The sequence below is a fragment of the Pontibacillus litoralis JSM 072002 genome (assembly GCF_000775615.1).
In the GTDB taxonomy this organism is placed as follows: domain Bacteria; phylum Bacillota; class Bacilli; order Bacillales; family BH030062; genus Pontibacillus; species Pontibacillus litoralis.
The window spans coordinates 264,493-283,124 of record NZ_AVPG01000001.1 but is presented as its reverse complement, the minus strand read 5'-3'; the positions used below and the strand labels follow the sequence as shown (position 1 = coordinate 283,124).

Sequence of the window (18,632 nt, the reverse complement as noted above, 5' to 3'; positions counted from 1 at the left end):
TAAAAGGGATTGGCACCACTTTATAACTTCGGTTTGGGTTTATATGCATTATTTCCTTCTTTTGTAGAATGTTATACAATAATGGTATACAACTCTACTAGTGATTTCATATGTAAATGCTTTTTTACAAATGCTACACTATTTAGTAGTGCTTGTACGCATTTCTTGCTTCTTTGTTAAGCTTGTGTTAAGGTACATACGGAATAAATCATTTAGAAATCTTGAATGTGTTTAAACGCTTCAATAAGTGTTCACATTTTTCTGAAATAAGTATTGGATAGGCATGTTATATTATAATTAGAATGGAAAAAAGTCGTACGTTCATACGTTGTGTTGGGGGTGTATGGTGTGCATATATTAGTAGTCGGCGTAAATTATAAAACGGCCCCTGTAGAAATAAGAGAAAAATTAACTTTTTCTGAGCAAGAAATGGTAGAAGCGATGACATTATTAAATCAACAGAAAAGTGTGTTAGAAAATGTCATTCTTTCGACATGTAACCGTACGGAGATTTATGCGGTAGTTGATCAGCTTCATACTGGCCGTTATTATATTAAACAATTTTTATCAGATTGGTTTCACATTGAAAAGGAACAGTTCTCACCATTTCTATCTATTTATGAAACAGATGGAGCGATTGAACATTTATTCCGGGTGACATGTGGTCTAGATTCGATGGTTTTAGGTGAAACGCAAATATTAGGGCAAATGAAGCATGCTTTCTTGTTGGCTCAAGAGGCAGGTACAACAGGAACGATGTTTAACCAATTGTTCAAACAATCTGTAACATTAGCGAAACGTTCTCATAAAGAGACGGAAATTGGAGAGAATGCTGTTTCAGTAAGTTACGCAGCTGTAGAATTAGGGAAGAAGATATTTGGTGATTTAGTTCATAAACACGTCGTTATCTTTGGTGCTGGAAAAATGGGAGAGTTAGCAGCTAAGAATTTACAAGGTTCAGGTGTTGCACAAATTACCGTTGTGAATCGGACGAAGGAGAAGGCAATTCGATTAGCGAAGCAGTTTAATGGCACAGCTCAATCCGCTGATCAATTGAGCAATGTATTGAAAAGTGCTGATATCTTAATTAGTTCAACGGGTGCAAATGGATATGTTATAGACAAGCATATGATTGAAGAAGTGCACAAAGAACGGAAAGGTCGTCCGTTGTTTTTAGTTGATATTGCTGTTCCGAGAGATTTAGATCCTGCTATTGATGAATTAGATAGTGTGTTTTTGTATGATATTGATGATTTACAAGGAATTGTAGATGCCAACCTTGAAGCAAGAAAACAAGCTGCTGAACAAATTGAGCTAATGTTGGAATCGGAAATGGTTGCATTCAAGGAATGGTTGCAAACGATTGGTGTAGTTCCGGTTATTTCGGCTTTACGAAACAAAGCGTTATCTATTCAAGAGGAAACGATGCGTAGCATAGAAAGAAAAATGCCTGATTTAACAGAAAGAGAGAAAAAAGTGTTAAATAAGCATACGAAAAGCATTATTAATCAAATGTTAAAGCAACCAATTCTTCAAGCTAAAGAATATGCTGCTCAGCCAAAAGCAGACCAACACCTTGAAATGTTTAAGCAAATTTTTGGCATTGAAGAAGAAGTACAAAAAGAGCTTGAGAAGCAACGAAAAAAGAACAACCCTACACTTAGTACAGATGGAAAAGTATCCTTTCAGACAGCTTCTAATGTAGCGCATTCTTAACGAGGAGAACATCCTTATGGTTGAAATGAAATGGCTTTATGAATTTATTGTATTTATTTATTGTTTAAGTCTTATTGGATATTTTATAGATTTTATACAAACAAATCGGAAGGTGAATCGAGTAGCCTTCTGGTTACTTTCAACGGTTTGGGGACTACAAACCCTTTTTTTATTGAGTCAGATGCTCTGGCATTCAGAATTTCCGATAGCTGATCTATATGATGGATTATATTTTTACACGTGGATATTGGTGACTTTTTCGTTAATTATTAATCGATTATTCCGAGTGGATTTCTTTATTTTCTTTACGAACGTATTTGCTTTCTTTTTAATGATATTGCACATTTTTACAACGGCTTACAGTGATGGCACGGAGCAATCGATGCGGTTAGTGAGTGACTTGCTCGTTACTCATATTACGCTTGCGATTATCTCATATGGTTTCTTCACTTTGTCGTATGTATTTTCTGTTATGTATTTGTTGCAATATCGTTTGTTAAAGGAGAAGAAGTGGAACAAGCGACTACTTCGCCTAGGAGACTTAGGTCAATTAGATACGTTAGCTTATATCGTTATCGTGTTAGGGACGCCTTTGTTGCTAATTGCAAATATTCTCGGGGTGATTTGGGGATACACTTCAACAGATGAATTTTACATGATAGATGTTAAGACGTTAGGTTCCTTTACGGTACTCGTTATTTATTTAATTTATTTAGCATTACGTGTGGTAAAAGGGTATCAAGGTCGTGTGATGGCCGTCTTTAACATGTTTGCATTTTTGTTTTTGTTAGTTAATTATTTCTTATTCGGATCGTTATCCAACTTCCACTTTTAGAAACAGTCAGGAGGAACATAGATGCGTAAAATAATAGTAGGTAGTCGCAAAAGTCAATTAGCGTTGACACAAACGAATTGGGTAATTGAGCAATTGAAGAAGCTTGATGTAAGCTATGAATATGAAGTGAAGAAAATCGTTACAAAAGGGGATAAAATATTAGATGTAACGCTTTCTAAAGTTGGAGGAAAAGCTTTATTTATTAAAGAAATTGAGGATGCCATGTATAATGGTGAAATTGATATTGCTGTTCACAGTATGAAAGATATGCCTGCTGAAATGCCAGAAGGGTTAACGATTGGTTGTGTACCAATTCGTGAAGATCATCGAGATGCCTACATAGCAAAAGGAAATGTATTATTGAAAGATTTACCTGAAGGGGCTATCGTCGGGACGAGTAGCTTGCGACGTGCTACTCAAATCTTATCTATTCGACCTGATATTCAAATTAAATCGATAAGAGGAAATATTGATACTCGCTTACGCAAGCTTCAAGAAGAAGATTTTGATGCAATTATTTTAGCAGCAGCTGGGCTTAAGCGTATGGGCTGGACAGATGATTATGTAACGGAATATTTAGAGCCGTCTGTGTGTATTCCAGCAGTTGGACAAGGTTCCCTAGCGATTGAATGTCGTCAAGATGATGAAGAGATTCTGCAATTGATTAGTCAATTCAATGATGCATATACGTATAACACCGTAATGGCGGAGCGCACTTTCTTAGATTTGTTAAATGGTGGGTGTCAAGTACCTATTGGTGGATATGCTTATATGGAAGCAGCTGAAATTGTATTAACCGCAATGGTCGGTAGTGCTGATGGGAAAACGATTTTAACCGAGCAAGTGAAAGGGACAGACCCAGAAGAGGTTGGGCGCTTAGCAGCTGAGAAAATAAAAGCACGAGGTGGCGCTGAAATCATTGAACAGGCAAAAAAGGAGCTTGAATGATGCTTCCATTGCAACGTAAACGTATAATGGTGACAAGAGAGGCCGAGGCAGCCAGTGATATGACGTACCTGATTGAACAACAAGGCGGAATTTCCATTGAAATTCCGCTTATTCACTTTCGAGGAATAGATAGTAAGGAGAATGATTTAGTTCTGCAACAAATGGAGCAGTATGATTGGATTTTCTTTACGAGTGCCACTGGTGTGAAGTTCTTCTTTGAAGGATTAAATAAATGGAATATATCTACAAAAGTGCTTAAAAATAAGCGTTTTGCTGTTGTCGGTAGTAAAACAGCGAAAGCGCTTCAATCTCATGGCTTTTCTGCTGAGATGGTTCCTGATACATTTTTAGGTACTAGTTTAGGGATAGGTTTCAATGCACGTGCACAACATCGTTATCGCATACTTGTTATTCAAGGTAACTTAGCGAGACAAGATGTTGTGAAAGAGCTACAACCTTATCACAACGTTCAAACCGTAATTATGTACGAAACAGTAGTAAATGTTAAAATAAAAGAGAAATTACAAGTAGCAATAGAACAATCCACTTGTGATTTGCTTACTTTCACAAGTCCTTCTACGGTTCATGCTTTTGTATCATTACTAGAAGAGAAGTGGTCAGAACGAACGGCTTCCTTACCTTGCATATGCATCGGCTCTACGACGAAGCAATCCGCTCTAGAACATGGATTTTCACAAGTAATGATGCCTAAAACGTTTACGATAGAAAGCATGATCGAAGTGGCTGCTACTTATTTCAATAAGAAAGGACAGTGTACATAATGAGAGATTTACAATTTGCTAGACATCGTCGTTTACGTACATCACAATCCATGCGAGCGCTAGTACGGGAGACGCATTTGCAACATACGGATTTAATTTACCCAATTTTCGTTGTTGAAGGAAATGGGGTTAAAAATGAAGTAGCATCTATGCCTGGTGTGTATCAAATTTCTTTAGACTATTTAACAGAAGAAATGAAGGAAGTACGCCATTTAGGGATTCAATCCGTAATCATATTTGGTGTGCCGCAAGAAAAAGATGCAGTAGGTTCACAGGCATACTGCGATCAAGGAATTGTACAACAGGCAATTCGCCAAGTGAAGCGAGACGTACCTGAATTAACGGTTATAGCGGATACGTGTTTATGTCAATATACAGATCATGGTCATTGTGGTGTCGTGAAAGAAGGGGAAATTGTAAATGATGAGTCCCTTGAATTACTTGTGCAGACAGCTGTTAGTCAAGCGAAAGCAGGTGCGGACATCATCGCCCCTTCTAACATGATGGACGGATTCGTTGCAGCCATTCGACGTGGTTTAGATGAAGCAGGATATGTTCACACACCAATAATGTCTTACGCGGTAAAATATGCGTCTTCTTTCTATGGTCCATTCCGTGATGCGGCTCATAGTTCCCCGCAATTCGGTGATCGTCGTGCATATCAAATGGACCCAGCTAATCGTTTAGAAGCCATTCGTGAGGCGCAATCCGATGTAGAGGAAGGAGCGGACTTCCTCATTGTGAAACCAGCATTAGCATATTTAGACATTATGCGTGATGTGAAGAATCGTTTTCCTTTACCAGTAGTTGCATACAATGTTAGTGGAGAGTATTCCATGATTAAAGCAGCTGCGCAAAATGGCTGGGTAAATGAGCAAGAAATTGTTCTAGAAAAATTAACTGCAATGAAACGTGCAGGTTGTGATTTAATCATTACGTATTTCGCTAAAGATGTAGCTAAATGGCTAAATGAAAAACAGTAGGGAGTGGATAAATGATGCGTGAATTCAATCGTTCAGTAAAAGCATTTGAAGAAGCAGTTCAATATATGCCAGGTGGTGTAAATTCACCTGTACGTGCTTCTAAATCGGTAGGAATGACCCCCATTTTTATGAACAAAGGGAAAGGGAGCAAGTTATACGATATTGATGGCAATGAGTATATTGATTATGTACTTAGCTACGGTCCGCTTATTCTTGGTCATGCAGATGATAAAGTTGTTCAGCGTCTACAAGATGTTGCGGCGAAAGGAACGAGCTTTGGTGCTCCTACGCTACTTGAAAATGAATTAGCCCAGTTAGTAATTGATCGCGTACCGTCTATTGAAATGGTGCGAATGGTGAACTCCGGAACAGAAGCGACGATGAGTACATTACGATTAGCTCGTGGTTATACTGGTCGTGACAAAATCCTAAAGTTTGAAGGAAACTATCACGGACACGGGGATTCTTTGTTAATTAAGGCGGGTTCTGGTGTGGCAACGCTTGGCTTACCAGATTCCCCTGGCGTACCGGAAGGCATTGCCAAAAACACAATCACCGTACCATACAACGACGTAGAAAGCGTACGTTATGCGTTTGAACAGTATGGCGATGACATTGCCGGTGTCATTGTGGAACCTGTATCTGGAAATATGGGGGTTGTACCGCCTAAAGATAACTTCTTGTCAGAGCTTCGTGCGATCACAGAAGAGCATGGTTCATTACTTATTTTTGATGAAGTCATGACAGGCTTCCGTGTTGATTATAATTGTGCTCAAGGTTACTTCGGTGTTACACCAGATTTAACCTGTTTAGGAAAAGTAATCGGTGGAGGGCTTCCGGTTGGAGCATACGGAGGTAAGAAAGAAATAATGGAGAACATTGCCCCAACTGGTCCTATTTATCAAGCTGGTACGTTATCAGGGAACCCATTAGCAATGGCGGCTGGTTATGAAACGTTAAGTGCTTTAACGCGTGAAACGTATAAAGAAATCAATCGTAAAATTGATCGTCTAGTCGAAGGGTTTACTACAGCAGCGAAACAATATGACATTCCGTTAACGGTTAACCGAGCTGGTTCAATGGTGGCTTTCTTCTTCACGAACGAGGAAGTGTATAATTATGAAACAGCTAAGAAATCGGATACGGAAATGTTTGCGGCGTTCTATCGTGAAATGATTCAAAGCGGTATTTATATCGCCCCTTCTCAATTCGAAGGCTTATTCTTATCTACAAAGCACACAGAGGAAGACATTGAGAAAACTATCCAAGCTGCTGAACAAGCTTTTGCAGCTATACGTTCTAAATAGTTTGAAGGCCCTTATCATCATGGTAAGGGCTTTTTGTTATGTTCTGTCCATACCTTTCCTGTCATAAATCATTTATCCGATTCATATACCTTTAGAGATATGACAGCTCGAGTGTGCATGGCGTATGTATGGGAAGGGAGGAATATAGTTTGTCAAATGACGAACAAAATGTGTTTTCATTTCATTTAAACGAATCTCTCTGGTTTCAAAAAGGACAGGAAGTTGACGAATTTATGGGGATATCACTAGAACCGGAAATTACGATTCAGGAATTGGATGATTCAGTTTCTATTAGAGGTGTTATTGAGCTAACAGGGGAGTACTATCAAGTGAAAGAGGAAATAGAGCAAGATTTACCTGACTTTCATTCGTTGCAAGATGATGCCTCGAAACGTATGATGCAAGATGTTGAGATGAATGAAGATGGTGTCAATGAGTGCTATCATCGTTTTCCAGTTGAAATATCGATTCCAAAACATCGAATTGATACGTTAGATGATGTAACGGTGAACATTGACGCTTTTGATTATGAACTCCCAGAAAAAGGTCAGCTGAAGTTGAATGCTACGGTAGCTATACATGGTGTAAAGCAAGAGGAAGCTGAGCAAAGGCTAGTTGATTCGCATCAGCCAACAGCGATTCCTCATTTCGACTTACCTCTTAATTTCGAAGAGAGATTTCAATTAGATATGAAATACACAGAGGACGACGTAGCTCATGAGCATGAAGGGGAGGAAGTTGAAAGAACAATAGACAATAATGCAGAAGCGACGGAAGTAGAAAGGGAGCCGGCTGTAGTGCCATTTACTGAGGATGAGGAAATAGAAGAAGTTGTTACGGAAGAGGAGAAGGGAAGATGGAAATATAAACAAACACAAACGTTAGCCGAGTTTTTTAATAAAGACGAGACGTTAGAGCAAACACTAGAAGATGAAATCGTAGAGAACGTAGAAGACGAAGACACTTATGAGCAAACTGTGGAAGAAGAAGATAGAACAGAAACGGAAGAGGATCACCTCCAAGATTTCGGTTATTTAACGGCTATGTTTCAGGATGAGGAGGAACCATATGCCAAAATGCGTATGTGTATCGTCCAAGAAACAGATACGCTAGGCTCTATTGCACAGAAATATAAAATTCCACCAACACAAATAAGTCGAGTCAATGATTTAGGAGATGAAGATGTAACGACAGGGCAAATTTTATATATCCCAACAAAATAGAATGAGAAGTAAGCTGACTTCGATTGTTGGAGTCAGCTTACTTTCTTTCAATCGGGGGGGGAAGTATGATGGAAGATGTTTTAAAGAAAATTGTGTCTTCTTATGGTTTGGAGGCTTATGAGATAATAGCTCAAACACCTCGCTTATGGAAAGTAGTAACGAATGTAGGGACAGTTGGTGTGAAATGGACACAAATGGATGAAGAGCAATTGCATAAATGGATGGAAACGTACCGGATGGCAAATGAATATAACCTTGCATCCGTCATGCCTGTGTATTTAACTAATCAACAAGAGTTGTTCATTCAACATCGCAAAGGTATTTTTTACGTTATACCTTGGGTAGAAACGCCACATCGTGATACACCACCGTATCCGTTTGACTTGTTTTATACTACGCTTGCTGAATTACATCGTCGTACAGCAACTTCACAAGTGGTTAAGCGGGAAGATTTCGAACAACGAATGGAGGAAGAAAAAGAAAGGATTACAAACTGGCAAGATTCTCTCGAGGGACATGTACAATCTTTTGAAAAGAAGCGGTTTATGGCTCCATTTGAATTACAAGTATGTACGCATTTTCGAGATTTATTAGCAGTATGCCGCGCTTCTTTAGATTGGTGTGATCGTTTTTTAGAAGATATAGAGGAAGATAAGAAGATTCGTCAATGCCTTTGTCACGGTAATGTGAAAGCAAGTCACTTTATTTACGATGAGAACAAACCATACTTATTAAATTGGGAAAGGGCCATGTGGAATTATCCGGTGTTTGATTTAACGTCTTATTATTGGAACATGATGCGTTATCATGACGCCCCTGTTGAACAGCTTATTACATCCTTTTCTGCTTATGAAGAAACGTTTCCATTAATGAATTCGGAGCGGTCTTTATTTGCTATGTATGTACTCAATGCGGACCATTACCTTGATCAAGTGAATGCGTATGTAGATGGTGCCCGGGAAATAGGGCAACCCTTTTTAGTGCGGAAACTAGAACGATCTTACTTCGTATTAAAGCATGCTTTATACGTGCAAGAGCAATTGCAGCAGGCTAGAACATATAATCAACAAAAGGAAGCAGAGTGACTATATCCATCGTAAATAAAACGCAACGTATAAACCGAGACATATTCCTAATAAAAAGACATCAAATGTAGTAGGAAAGAGCAACGTTCGGATCAACTGAAAGATTAAGATTGGCAACGTACACCTCTCAATGATGATGAGCCATTGACGACACCATGGAGGAAGCTTGTATCGATAAAATTGTCCCATTGCTGGTAACCTCCTTTTCTTTCTATATTTATGGTATGATGAATAGGAATCATGTTGTGAATAAAAAAATTTTGCTTGGAAAGATTGACTTATGATAGGGAAAGTGGATAAAATATAACTACAATTTAGCAATAGGAAATGCCGTGAAGGGGAAGAGTATGCACATCAAACCTTGCAGAGAGAGAACCATTTGCTGAGAGGTTCTTAGGTCATTGAATGCGGAATGTCACCCCAGATGCAGCTTCTTTGAACATTTCAAGTAGGAGAAGCCGGAATACGCCCGTTATGCGAATGAAGTGTTTAGGTAGAAGAAGTAGCATATTTTACCTGAAAATAAAGGTGGTACCGCGAATCCTTTTCGTCCTTTTTGTTGGATGAGGAGGATTTTTTTATTGGGTAAATCATAAAGGAGGAATTATAAATGGAAAAACAGCAACAAGAGGTGTCCTTACCAACGAAGTATGATCCCACTTCTGTTGAAAAAGGGAAATATGATTTTTGGGTAAAGGGAAAGTTTTTTGAAGCGAAGGATGATGCAAGTAAAGAACCATATACAGTTGTTATTCCACCGCCTAACGTAACAGGTAAGCTTCACCTTGGCCATGCTTGGGATACAACGTTACAAGACATTATTACTCGTGTAAAGCGAATGCAAGGGTATGATGTGTTATGGTTACCAGGAATGGATCATGCTGGTATTGCAACGCAAGCGAAAGTAGAAGCGAAATTACGTGAACAAGGTACTTCTCGTTATGACTTAGGAAGAGAAGCATTTTTGAAGCAATCGTGGGATTGGAAAGAAGAATATGCTCGTTTCATTCGCCAGCAATGGGAGAAGCTTGGACTAGGTTTAGATTATTCCCGCGAGCGTTTCACCTTGGACAGTGGACTATCCGATGCGGTAAAAGAAGTATTTGTAACGCTTTATGAGAAAGGGCTTATTTATCGCGGAGAATATATTATTAACTGGGACCCACAAACGAAAACAGCGTTATCTGATATTGAGGTTATTTATCAAGAAGTTCAAGGTCATTTTTATCATATGAAGTATCCGCTTGCAGATGGAAGTGGGCATATTGAAATTGCTACAACACGTCCGGAAACGATGTTAGGAGATACCGCGGTAGCCGTTCACCCAGATGATGAGCGTTATAAGCATTTAATCGGCAAAAAGGTGAAATTACCAATTGTAGGCCGTGAAATTGATATTGTTGCTGACGATTATGTGGATATGGAATTTGGAAGCGGAGCAGTAAAGATTACGCCTGCTCATGATCCGAACGACTTTGAAATTGGTAACCGTCATAACCTTCAGCGTATCCTTGTGATGAACGAAGATGGTTCAATGAATGAAAAGGCTGGCAAATATCAAGGCATGGATCGTTTTGCGTGCCGTAAGCAGCTTGTAAAAGATTTGCAAGAAGATGGAATTCTATTCAAGATTGAAGAGCATATGCATTCTGTTGGCCATTCAGAACGAAGTGGAGCTGTTGTAGAACCATATTTATCAACACAGTGGTTTGTTAATATGCAGCCATTAGCGGAAGAGGCCGTTCAATTACAAAAAGGTGACGACAAAGTTACGTTTGTACCTGATCGTTTCGAGAAGACGTACTTGCACTGGATGGAAAACATTCGAGACTGGTGTATTTCACGCCAATTATGGTGGGGGCACCGCATTCCTGCTTGGTACCATAAAGAAACAGGAGAAGTGTTTGTTGGTCGTGATGCTCCAGAAGATTTGGAAAACTGGACCCAAGATGAGGACGTATTAGATACGTGGTTCTCTTCTGCACTATGGCCGTTCTCTACAATGGGTTGGCCTAATGAAGAAAGTACGGATTATAAGCGTTATTTCCCAACAGACTTACTCGTTACAGGTTACGATATTATCTTCTTCTGGGTTTCGCGTATGATCTTCCAATCTCTTGAATTTACCGACCGTCGCCCATTTAAGGATGTACTTATTCACGGTTTAGTTCGTGATGCAGAAGGACGTAAGATGAGTAAATCTCTCGGTAATGGTGTTGACCCGATGGATGTTATTGATCAGTATGGTGCGGATTCCTTGCGCTATTTCTTATCTACTAGCTCCACCCCAGGTCAGGATTTACGATTTATGTGGGAGAAGGTAGAGTCGACGTGGAACTTTGCGAACAAAATTTGGAATGCTTCTCGCTTTGCTTTAATGAACATGGGCGGCATTACAGAAGAAGAAATCGACCTTACAGGTAAGAAATCGTTAGCGGATGAATGGATCTTAACACGTCTAAATGAAACAATTGAAGAAGTAACGCGCAACATTGACAGATATGAGTTCGGGGAAGCTGGACGCCACTTATATAACTTCATTTGGGATGAACTATGCGATTGGTACATTGAAATGGCGAAGTTACCTTTATACGGAGAAGATGAAGAGCAAAAACATACGACACGCTCTGTGTTAGCTTACGTGTTAGATCAAACCATGCGTATGCTTCATCCATTCATGCCTTTCATTACAGAAGAAATTTGGCAAGCATTACCGACAAAAGGCGAGTCTATTACAGTAGCAGAATGGCCGAAAGTGCGAGAAGACTTACACCATGAGCAGTCTGCAGAAGAAATGAAACGTCTAGTAGCAATCATCCGCGCTGTTCGTAACATTCGTGCAGAAGTAGATACGCCGATGTCGAAGCAAATTCAACTAATGATTAAAACGGCGAATGATGATATTGCTAATCAATTAAACACAAACCGTCATTATGTAGAACGTTTCTGTAACCCTAGTGAATTGATGATTGATTCAAGCTTACAAGCTCCTGAAAAAGCAATGTCAGCTGTAATTACAGGTGCAGAGCTGTATCTCCCATTAGAAGGACTTATTAACGTTGAAGAAGAAATTGCTCGCTTACAGAAAGAATGGAAAAAATGGGACGAAGAAGTGAAACTAGTACAGAAAAAGCTATCCAATGATAAGTTTGTGAACAAAGCACCAGAGCATATTGTGCAAGCTGAACGAGATAAAGAGCAAGACTACATCGAAAAACGTTCAAAAGTAGAAGAACGTATACAAGAATTAAAATCTTAAAACCGTTTGAGAGGCGAATCCTAGGTGGGTTCGTCTTTCTTTACTATTTGCAATAACAGGAGGAAAGAAAATGAATATTGAACAAGCGATTGAATGGATTCAAAGCCGCTTAACGTTCGGAATGAAGCCAGGCTTAGAACGAATGGAATATTTGATGAAACAGCTGCATCATCCTGAACAACGAATACGCGCCATTCATGTAGCAGGTACGAATGGGAAAGGTTCTACCGTTACCTTTATGCGTCATATTTTGCAAGAGCAAGGTTATCAAGTTGGAACATTTACGTCTCCATCTGTTGTTCATTTTAACGATCGTATATGCATAAACGGCAAAGCCTTATCTGATGAAGAGTGGATTAAATTAGTAGAGCGTTTGAAACCGATTGCCGAACACATGGAACATACGGCTGTCGGGAGCCCAACAGAATTTGAAGTCATTACGGCAATGGCACTAGATTATTTTGCGAACCATCCAGTTGATTACGTTTTAATAGAAACGGGATTAGGCGGTCGGTTGGATTCAACGAACGTCATTAAACCTATTGTCAGTGTGATTACTAGCATTGGAAAGGATCATACAGCCATTCTTGGGGATGAATTGACAGATATCGCTACCGAAAAAGCGGGCATAATGAAACAAGGTATCCCAGCTGTATGTGGTGTTGAGCAACAGGAAGCGCTAAACGTAATCGAACGAAGAGCATCCGATCAACAAGCTTCTTTGTATGCTATAGGAAGTGAAATAAATATATCGAACATGGAAACGACATCAACCGGAGAAGTATTTACTTTTCAAAACGAAACGACAAGATGGAATGATATACACATTCAAATGAAAGGAGCACATCAGGTTCGGAATGCAGCTTTAGCGATACAAACAATTCTATTAGTAGAAAAGTGGGTTCAAGAAGAAGCAATCAGGGCGGGACTAGCTAAAACGAGCTGGCCAGGGAGATTTGAACAAATATCATCCATTCCGGTCGTTATGCTAGATGGTGCGCATAATGAAGAAGGAATTCAGGCAATGGTCGAAACCGTAAACAGACATTTTCCAGCAAAGAATAAATATTTACTATTCTCTGCATTACAAGATAAGCCTTTAGTCAACATGCTCCCACTCCTCGATAAAACGTTCGCACATGTAATGTTTACAAGTTTTGAATTCCCACGAGCAGCATCAGCGCAGGAGATAGCAAGTAAATCGAGCCATCCTAATAAAAAGGTGAATGAACATTGGCAAGAGGCTCTGCTTACTTTGATGAGTCAATTGACAGAAGAAGATGTACTCATTGTGTCTGGGTCTTTATATTTTATTGGAGAAGTGCGTGCTTACTTTCATGATCAAAAGCATTAAACCAGAAAATGTATGAATCATGGTTGAAATGTCCTTTTAAAGTCTGATACTTTATTATACAATTATGTTAGAGGAGATTGTTACTTTTAAATGGTAAAAAAGATTGATTTTTGTCTATGCTGTTTATGAGATGCGTCGTGAGGATGATAATTGTTATGTATGTTACTCCTACGGGATACCTATATAAAAGGAATATCCCTTTAGTTGTGGTGGTGAATTTTGGTCTATCAAGATAGATGATATTCGATTCGGTACCAAGATTCGACAAAATGTAAACAAATAGAATATTTTACGCCTTTCTCAAACTAAAAATGAGGAGCCATAAAGATGCTGTTTTTTGGAGTGTATGTATTTATTATTGGTCTTATCTTCGGCTCTTTCTATAATGTTGTTGGCCTTCGGGCTCCTAAATCCGAAGGCTTTTTCACGTCAAGGTCGAAGTGCCCACAATGTGCACATATGTTAACGTGGGTGGAGTTGGTTCCTGTTTTTTCCTATGCTATACAAAAGGGTCGCTGCCGAATGTGTCAGGAAAAGATAGCTTGGATGTATCCGGTAGTCGAAATAAGTACGGCGCTTTTGTTTGTTTGTAGTTACGTCGTATTTGATTATAGTGTCGAACTAATCGTGTCTATATGTTTTATGTCTTTACTAATGATTGTCTTCGTAACGGATATAACGTATATGATTATTCCAGATAAAGTGCTCGTTTATTTTTTGCCTTTATTCATAATACTTCGAGCAATTGAGCCACTTACACCATGGTATGATTCCGTTGTTGGAGCAGTAGTCGGTGTTGGAATCATTGCTGTTATAATATTCGTGAGTCGTGGTGGCATGGGAGCAGGAGATATGAAGCTGTTCGGTGTTATTGGTGTTGTGCTAGGTGTGAAAAAGACCGTGTTAGCGTTTTTGTTATCTACATTAAGTGGAGCGGTTATCAGTGGCGTGTTATTAGCTTTCGGAATTATTCAGCGAAACAAACCAATTCCATTTGGACCGTTTATCATTTTCGGGTCTATTGTTGCTTATTTCATTGGAGATAGCTTGATTGACTGGTATGTAACTACTTTTTTTAGGTGAGTAATGGCATACAATTGTTTAAAGCGAGTAAACAGCGTGTTAATTTTGTTGCAAAAGATTATGTGTTACGTGTAACGATACGCGTGTGGATAGGAAGCATACATACATGGATCTACTCCAATGAGGGTGGATTTTTTTTTTGGCGAAAAGAAGGGAATGGTAGCTGACAAAAGTCGTCTAGTTTCTATTAGAGGTTGTGATAGAGTGAAGCAAAACCAATTTATAGAAAGAGGGATAGCATGGACGACTCCAAAAAAATTTCTATACGTATAAATGGTGAAGACACTGAGCTTGGTCAAGAAGGGAAAGATGAAAAGCAACAAGCGTTCCAAGTGGCAAGCGAAGAGCAAGCTTCTGCTGTCGAGGATTGGATAAAAGAAAAAGAGAAAGCGGAAGAAGAAAACAAATACTACAAAACGAGCAAGCGAAATCGTCCTTCTTTTTCGAAGGTGAAAAGTGCGCTCCGAAGGCAAAGAAAAGAAGTTCGTTTAACGGCAGGGATGAAACGAATGTTTCTAGCGAGTATATCTGCTGTTCTCGTTGGGGTATTCCTTGGTTTATTAATGATACGCATTTTCGCTGGGGGGGATGGCCAGCAAATGGTGGGTGAAGATCAAGGTGTTGTCATTCCAGCAGATAGTGAAGATCAAGCATCAGAAGCTATAAAGCAAGCGTACTCTTTTCCAGCCGTTAACCTATTAGTCGTTCAAGCTGGCGTTTTCTCTACGAAAGATAAAGCTGAAAATTGGCAACAAGATATGGACGAGCAAGGGATCGAAACGTATATTTGGCCAAGAGATGAGCAGTATTATTTATTGGCAGGGGTGGCTTCTTCTGAAAATCAAGCAAGTAATATAGTCGATGAAATACAGAATCAAGGCTTTGATGCATTTGTAAAAGAATGGAGCGTTCAAGGCGGGGAGAAGCAAGTAGAGAAGAAGGAAGGAGACTGGGTCGCGGCTGGCATGGATCATTGGTCTATGTTAGTAGAAGAGGCTAACGAAATGGATGAATCGGTTATGGGAGAAATGACAACGTGGATCGAATCTCGCCCGAGTGAAGTAACGGAAAGCACATCTTTCCTTATAGCTAATATGGAGAAGTTATTAAACGCTGCACAAGCTGGAGGGCAGGAGGAAATTCAACAGCATTTATTACACGTATGGCACTCCTATGAACAATTCATGCAATAGAGTAGCATTTGGGTAGAAGTGAAAAATGTTTGTTGTATGAAGCAAGTGAATGGAAAAATGTTAATTCTTCTAAATGAAAATACAATTTTAAAATACTGTAAATTATGTAAAATTTCCTAATGACGCTTTGCAGTTAGTAGAGGTGAAGCGGTATGATGTATATAACCCTGTTACCAATAACAACTTATGCGAAAAAGGATGATGATGATGCCACAATTAGTTTTAGCTTCTTCCTCACCAAGAAGAAGAGAATTGTTAGACTTAGTAAATGTTCCATATGAGGCTCGCAAGCAATTGGTTGACGAATCTAAAATGACGTGTCGCAGTCCACGTGCTTATGTACATGCGTTAGCAGAGTTAAAAGGGAGATCAGTACCTTTCTCAGTAGATAACGAAGTGATTTTAAGTGCGGATACCGTCGTAAGTTTTGAAGGCAACGTGCTTGGGAAACCGAAAAACCGAGAACAAGCGTTTCAAATGCTCTCGATGTTAAGTGGGAATATCCATGATGTATATACAGGAGTAATGATTCGCTCTTCGGAACAAGAAACGATATTTGTCGAGAAGACGTCAGTTGAGTTTTGGCCGTTATCAAAAGAAGATATTAATGATTATTTAGACACTGGAGATTCCTATGATAAAGCAGGAGCTTATGGTATTCAATCCCATGGTTCTATTCTAGTAAAACAAATCAAAGGGGATTACTACAATGTAGTAGGATTACCGTTGTCTCGGGTGATCCGTTCCTTGCGCTCTTACGGTATTTATCCTGACTTATCTCAACAAGAGCATAAGGTAACAGGGAATTCATAATGTAAGGAAGTGGATTTTTGACTGAAGTTCCAATTCTTATTAAAGATGTGCCTCAAGAGGAGCGTCCGCGTGAAAGACTAATCCATCTTGGGGCGAAGCATCTCTCCAATGCAGAGTTACTCGCTATATTATTAGGTAGCGGGACGAAACATGAATCTGTCACCTCTCTATCCTCACGTATTTTAATCCATTTTGAAGGTTTATCTCTATTGAAAGATGCTACGATTGAAGAATTAACAGCTATAAAGGGCATTGGTACTGCTAAAGCTGTCGTTATTTTATCGGCTTTAGAATTAGGAAAAAGGATGCATAACCAGAAACCTCTTGATCGTTATGCTGTCAAAAGCCCAGAAGATGCTGCGGATTATGTAATGGAGGAGATGCGCGATCTTCATCAGGAGCATTTCGTATGCATATTTCTAAATACGAAAAATCAAGTCATTCACCAGCAAACTATTTTCATTGGTAGCTTAAACGCATCGATTGTTCATCCGAGAGAAGTTTTTAAGGAAGCGGTGAAACGGTCGGCAGCTTCGATTATATGTGCGCACAATCATCCGTCTGGCGATCCAACCCCCTCTCAAGAAGATATTCATGTGACTCGAAGGTTAACAGAATGTGGGAAAATGTTAGGTATTGAATTGCTAGATCATATTGTTATTGGAGATAGAAAATATATTTCTTTGAAAGAAAAAGGGTATCTATAAGAGAATTGTGAGCTAGTACTGCAATCTTGAGCGAATCGATCATCATTCTTTTGTCGCATGAAGGAAAAACCTGTAGGATAACACTATCTATTTTTAATTTTTTTTCGTATAATTAACATATCAGAATAACAATTATAGCGCCAACCGTTTGGGATAAAGATACGTTTGGCGCTTATTAACGTGAATTTAGTAATGGACGTTGTATTACATAAATTCTACTGCAAATTATTCGAGTGTTGATATAGAATGAAGATAGTATAAAAATGTTCGTTTACATGAGAAAGGAAGATTATTGTGGTGAGATTCGGATTCGGTCAAGATTTCGGTATCGATTTAGGTACTGCTAATACATTAGTGTTTATTAAAGGGAAAAATGTTGTTGTACGTGAGCCTTCTGTTGTAGCGGTTAACAAGACGACGGGACAAATAGAAGCGGTAGGAAGTGCTGCAAAGAATATGATTGGCCGTACGCCATCAAATATCACTGTTATTCGGCCGATGAAAGACGGTGTTATTGCGGATTATGATACAACGGCAGCGATGATGAAATACTACATTAAAAAAGCGCAAAAAAATCGCTCCACGTTTGCAAAGAAACCGAATGTAATGGTATGTGTGCCTTCAGGAATTACAATGGTAGAAGAACGTGCGGTTATTGATGCAACGAAGCAAGCTGGTGCAAGTGAAGCGTATCCAATAGCAGAGCCGTTTGCAGCTGCTATTGGCTCTGGTTTACCTGTATGGGAGCCAACGGGTAGTATGGTCGTAGATATCGGTGGTGGAACGACAGAGGTAGCCGTTATTTCCTTAGGTGGCATTGTAACGAGCAAGTCTGTTCGAGTTGCTGGAGATGATATGGATAATGATATTATTCAATATATTCGTAAACAGTACAATTTACTAATTGGTGAACGTACGGCTGAAACGATTAAGATGGAAATTGGGTCTGCTAATCATCCAATAGAAAATGAAACAATAGATATTCGCGGCCGGGACTTAGTGACAGGTTTACCGAAGACAATTGAAATTACAGCTGAAGAAATAGCGGGTGCTCTGAAAGATACGGTAGAACAAATTATCGATGCTGTGAAAGTAACGTTAGAACACACTCCACCTGAATTGTCAGCTGATATTATGGATCGTGGTATTGTCTTAACAGGTGGCGGGGCACTTTTGCATAATTTAGATACATTGATTAGTAATGAAACGCAGATGCCTGTATTTGTAGCGGAAGATCCATTAGATAGTGTTGCTATTGGAACGGGAAAATCGCTCGAATACATTCATCATTTTAAATCACAACCTAATGTAGCAACTAGAGCTAACATGGAATAAGAAGGTGTA

The 18,632-nt window shown here is 39.2% G+C and carries 16 protein-coding genes and 1 other annotated feature; of the genes, 15 read left to right on the top strand and 1 reads right to left on the bottom strand.

Annotation, left to right across the window (positions count from 1 at the left end; genetic code table 11):
- Positions 1–348 precede the first annotated feature (348 nt).
- From hemA to N784_RS01400, 8 genes are all read left to right on the top strand, one after another.
- The gene (hemA, locus tag N784_RS01435) at positions 349–1,716 is read left to right on the top strand and encodes a glutamyl-tRNA reductase (protein ID WP_036831265.1); all 1,368 of its coding nucleotides are present in this window, start codon (positions 349–351) and stop codon (positions 1,714–1,716) included.
- Between the two features lie 16 nt (positions 1,717–1,732).
- Positions 1,733–2,551, top strand: a complete 819-nt coding sequence (locus tag N784_RS01430) for a cytochrome c biogenesis protein (RefSeq protein WP_198134378.1) — start codon at positions 1,733–1,735, stop codon at positions 2,549–2,551.
- A 21-nt stretch (positions 2,552–2,572) separates the two neighbouring features.
- Positions 2,573–3,499, top strand: a complete 927-nt coding sequence (gene hemC, locus N784_RS01425) for a hydroxymethylbilane synthase (RefSeq protein ID WP_036831258.1) — start codon at positions 2,573–2,575, stop codon at positions 3,497–3,499.
- Positions 3,499–4,281, top strand: a complete 783-nt coding sequence (locus tag N784_RS01420) for a uroporphyrinogen-III synthase (RefSeq protein WP_036831256.1) — start codon at positions 3,499–3,501, stop codon at positions 4,279–4,281. The genes hemC and N784_RS01420 overlap by 1 nt, the downstream gene beginning before the upstream one ends.
- Positions 4,281–5,264, top strand: a complete 984-nt coding sequence (hemB, locus tag N784_RS01415; protein ID WP_036831255.1) for a porphobilinogen synthase — start codon at positions 4,281–4,283, stop codon at positions 5,262–5,264. The genes N784_RS01420 and hemB overlap by 1 nt, the downstream gene beginning before the upstream one ends.
- A gap of 14 nt (positions 5,265–5,278) precedes the next feature.
- Positions 5,279–6,571, top strand: a complete 1,293-nt coding sequence (hemL, locus tag N784_RS01410) for a glutamate-1-semialdehyde 2,1-aminomutase (protein WP_036831697.1) — start codon at positions 5,279–5,281, stop codon at positions 6,569–6,571.
- A gap of 149 nt (positions 6,572–6,720) precedes the next feature.
- Positions 6,721–7,794: a stage VI sporulation protein D gene (spoVID, locus tag N784_RS01405; RefSeq protein WP_052127075.1), complete on the top strand. Its 1,074-nt coding sequence runs from the start codon at positions 6,721–6,723 to the stop codon at positions 7,792–7,794.
- 65 nt (positions 7,795–7,859) lie between these two features.
- Complete coding sequence (locus N784_RS01400) at positions 7,860–8,879, top strand: phosphotransferase (protein WP_084600082.1); 1,020 nt, start codon at positions 7,860–7,862, stop codon at positions 8,877–8,879.
- Here N784_RS01400 and N784_RS01395 read toward each other — a convergent pair whose 3' ends face one another.
- Positions 8,880–9,068, bottom strand: a complete 189-nt coding sequence (locus N784_RS01395; RefSeq protein ID WP_036831248.1) for a hypothetical protein — start codon at positions 9,066–9,068, stop codon at positions 8,880–8,882.
- A gap of 134 nt (positions 9,069–9,202) precedes the next feature.
- Positions 9,203–9,437 (top strand) — a binding site (T-box leader).
- Positions 9,438–9,489: 52 nt separating this feature from the next.
- Here N784_RS01395 and N784_RS01390 point away from each other — a divergent pair.
- The 7 genes from N784_RS01390 (at position 9,490) to N784_RS01360 (ending at position 18,623) form a co-directional block, all read left to right on the top strand.
- A complete protein-coding gene (locus N784_RS01390; RefSeq protein ID WP_036831245.1) occupies positions 9,490–12,138 on the top strand; it encodes a valine--tRNA ligase in 2,649 nt (882 codons plus the stop codon).
- A gap of 70 nt (positions 12,139–12,208) precedes the next feature.
- Entirely contained in the window at positions 12,209–13,492 is a 1,284-nt protein-coding gene (locus N784_RS01385) for a bifunctional folylpolyglutamate synthase/dihydrofolate synthase (protein ID WP_036831244.1), read from the top strand.
- Positions 13,493–13,819: 327 nt separating this feature from the next.
- Positions 13,820–14,575: a prepilin peptidase gene (locus tag N784_RS01380; protein WP_036831243.1), complete on the top strand. Its 756-nt coding sequence runs from the start codon at positions 13,820–13,822 to the stop codon at positions 14,573–14,575.
- Between the two features lie 239 nt (positions 14,576–14,814).
- Complete coding sequence (locus N784_RS01375) at positions 14,815–15,768, top strand: SPOR domain-containing protein (RefSeq protein WP_036831242.1); 954 nt, start codon at positions 14,815–14,817, stop codon at positions 15,766–15,768.
- A gap of 207 nt (positions 15,769–15,975) precedes the next feature.
- Positions 15,976–16,581 (top strand): Maf family protein, encoded by a 606-nt coding sequence (locus N784_RS01370; protein WP_332307833.1) that lies wholly within the window; start codon positions 15,976–15,978, stop codon positions 16,579–16,581.
- Positions 16,582–16,598: 17 nt separating this feature from the next.
- Complete coding sequence (gene radC, locus N784_RS01365) at positions 16,599–17,288, top strand: RadC family protein (protein ID WP_036831241.1); 690 nt, start codon at positions 16,599–16,601, stop codon at positions 17,286–17,288.
- 294 nt (positions 17,289–17,582) lie between these two features.
- The gene (locus N784_RS01360; protein ID WP_036831240.1) at positions 17,583–18,623 is read left to right on the top strand and encodes a rod shape-determining protein; all 1,041 of its coding nucleotides are present in this window, start codon (positions 17,583–17,585) and stop codon (positions 18,621–18,623) included.
- The last annotated feature ends 9 nt before the right edge of the window (positions 18,624–18,632 follow it).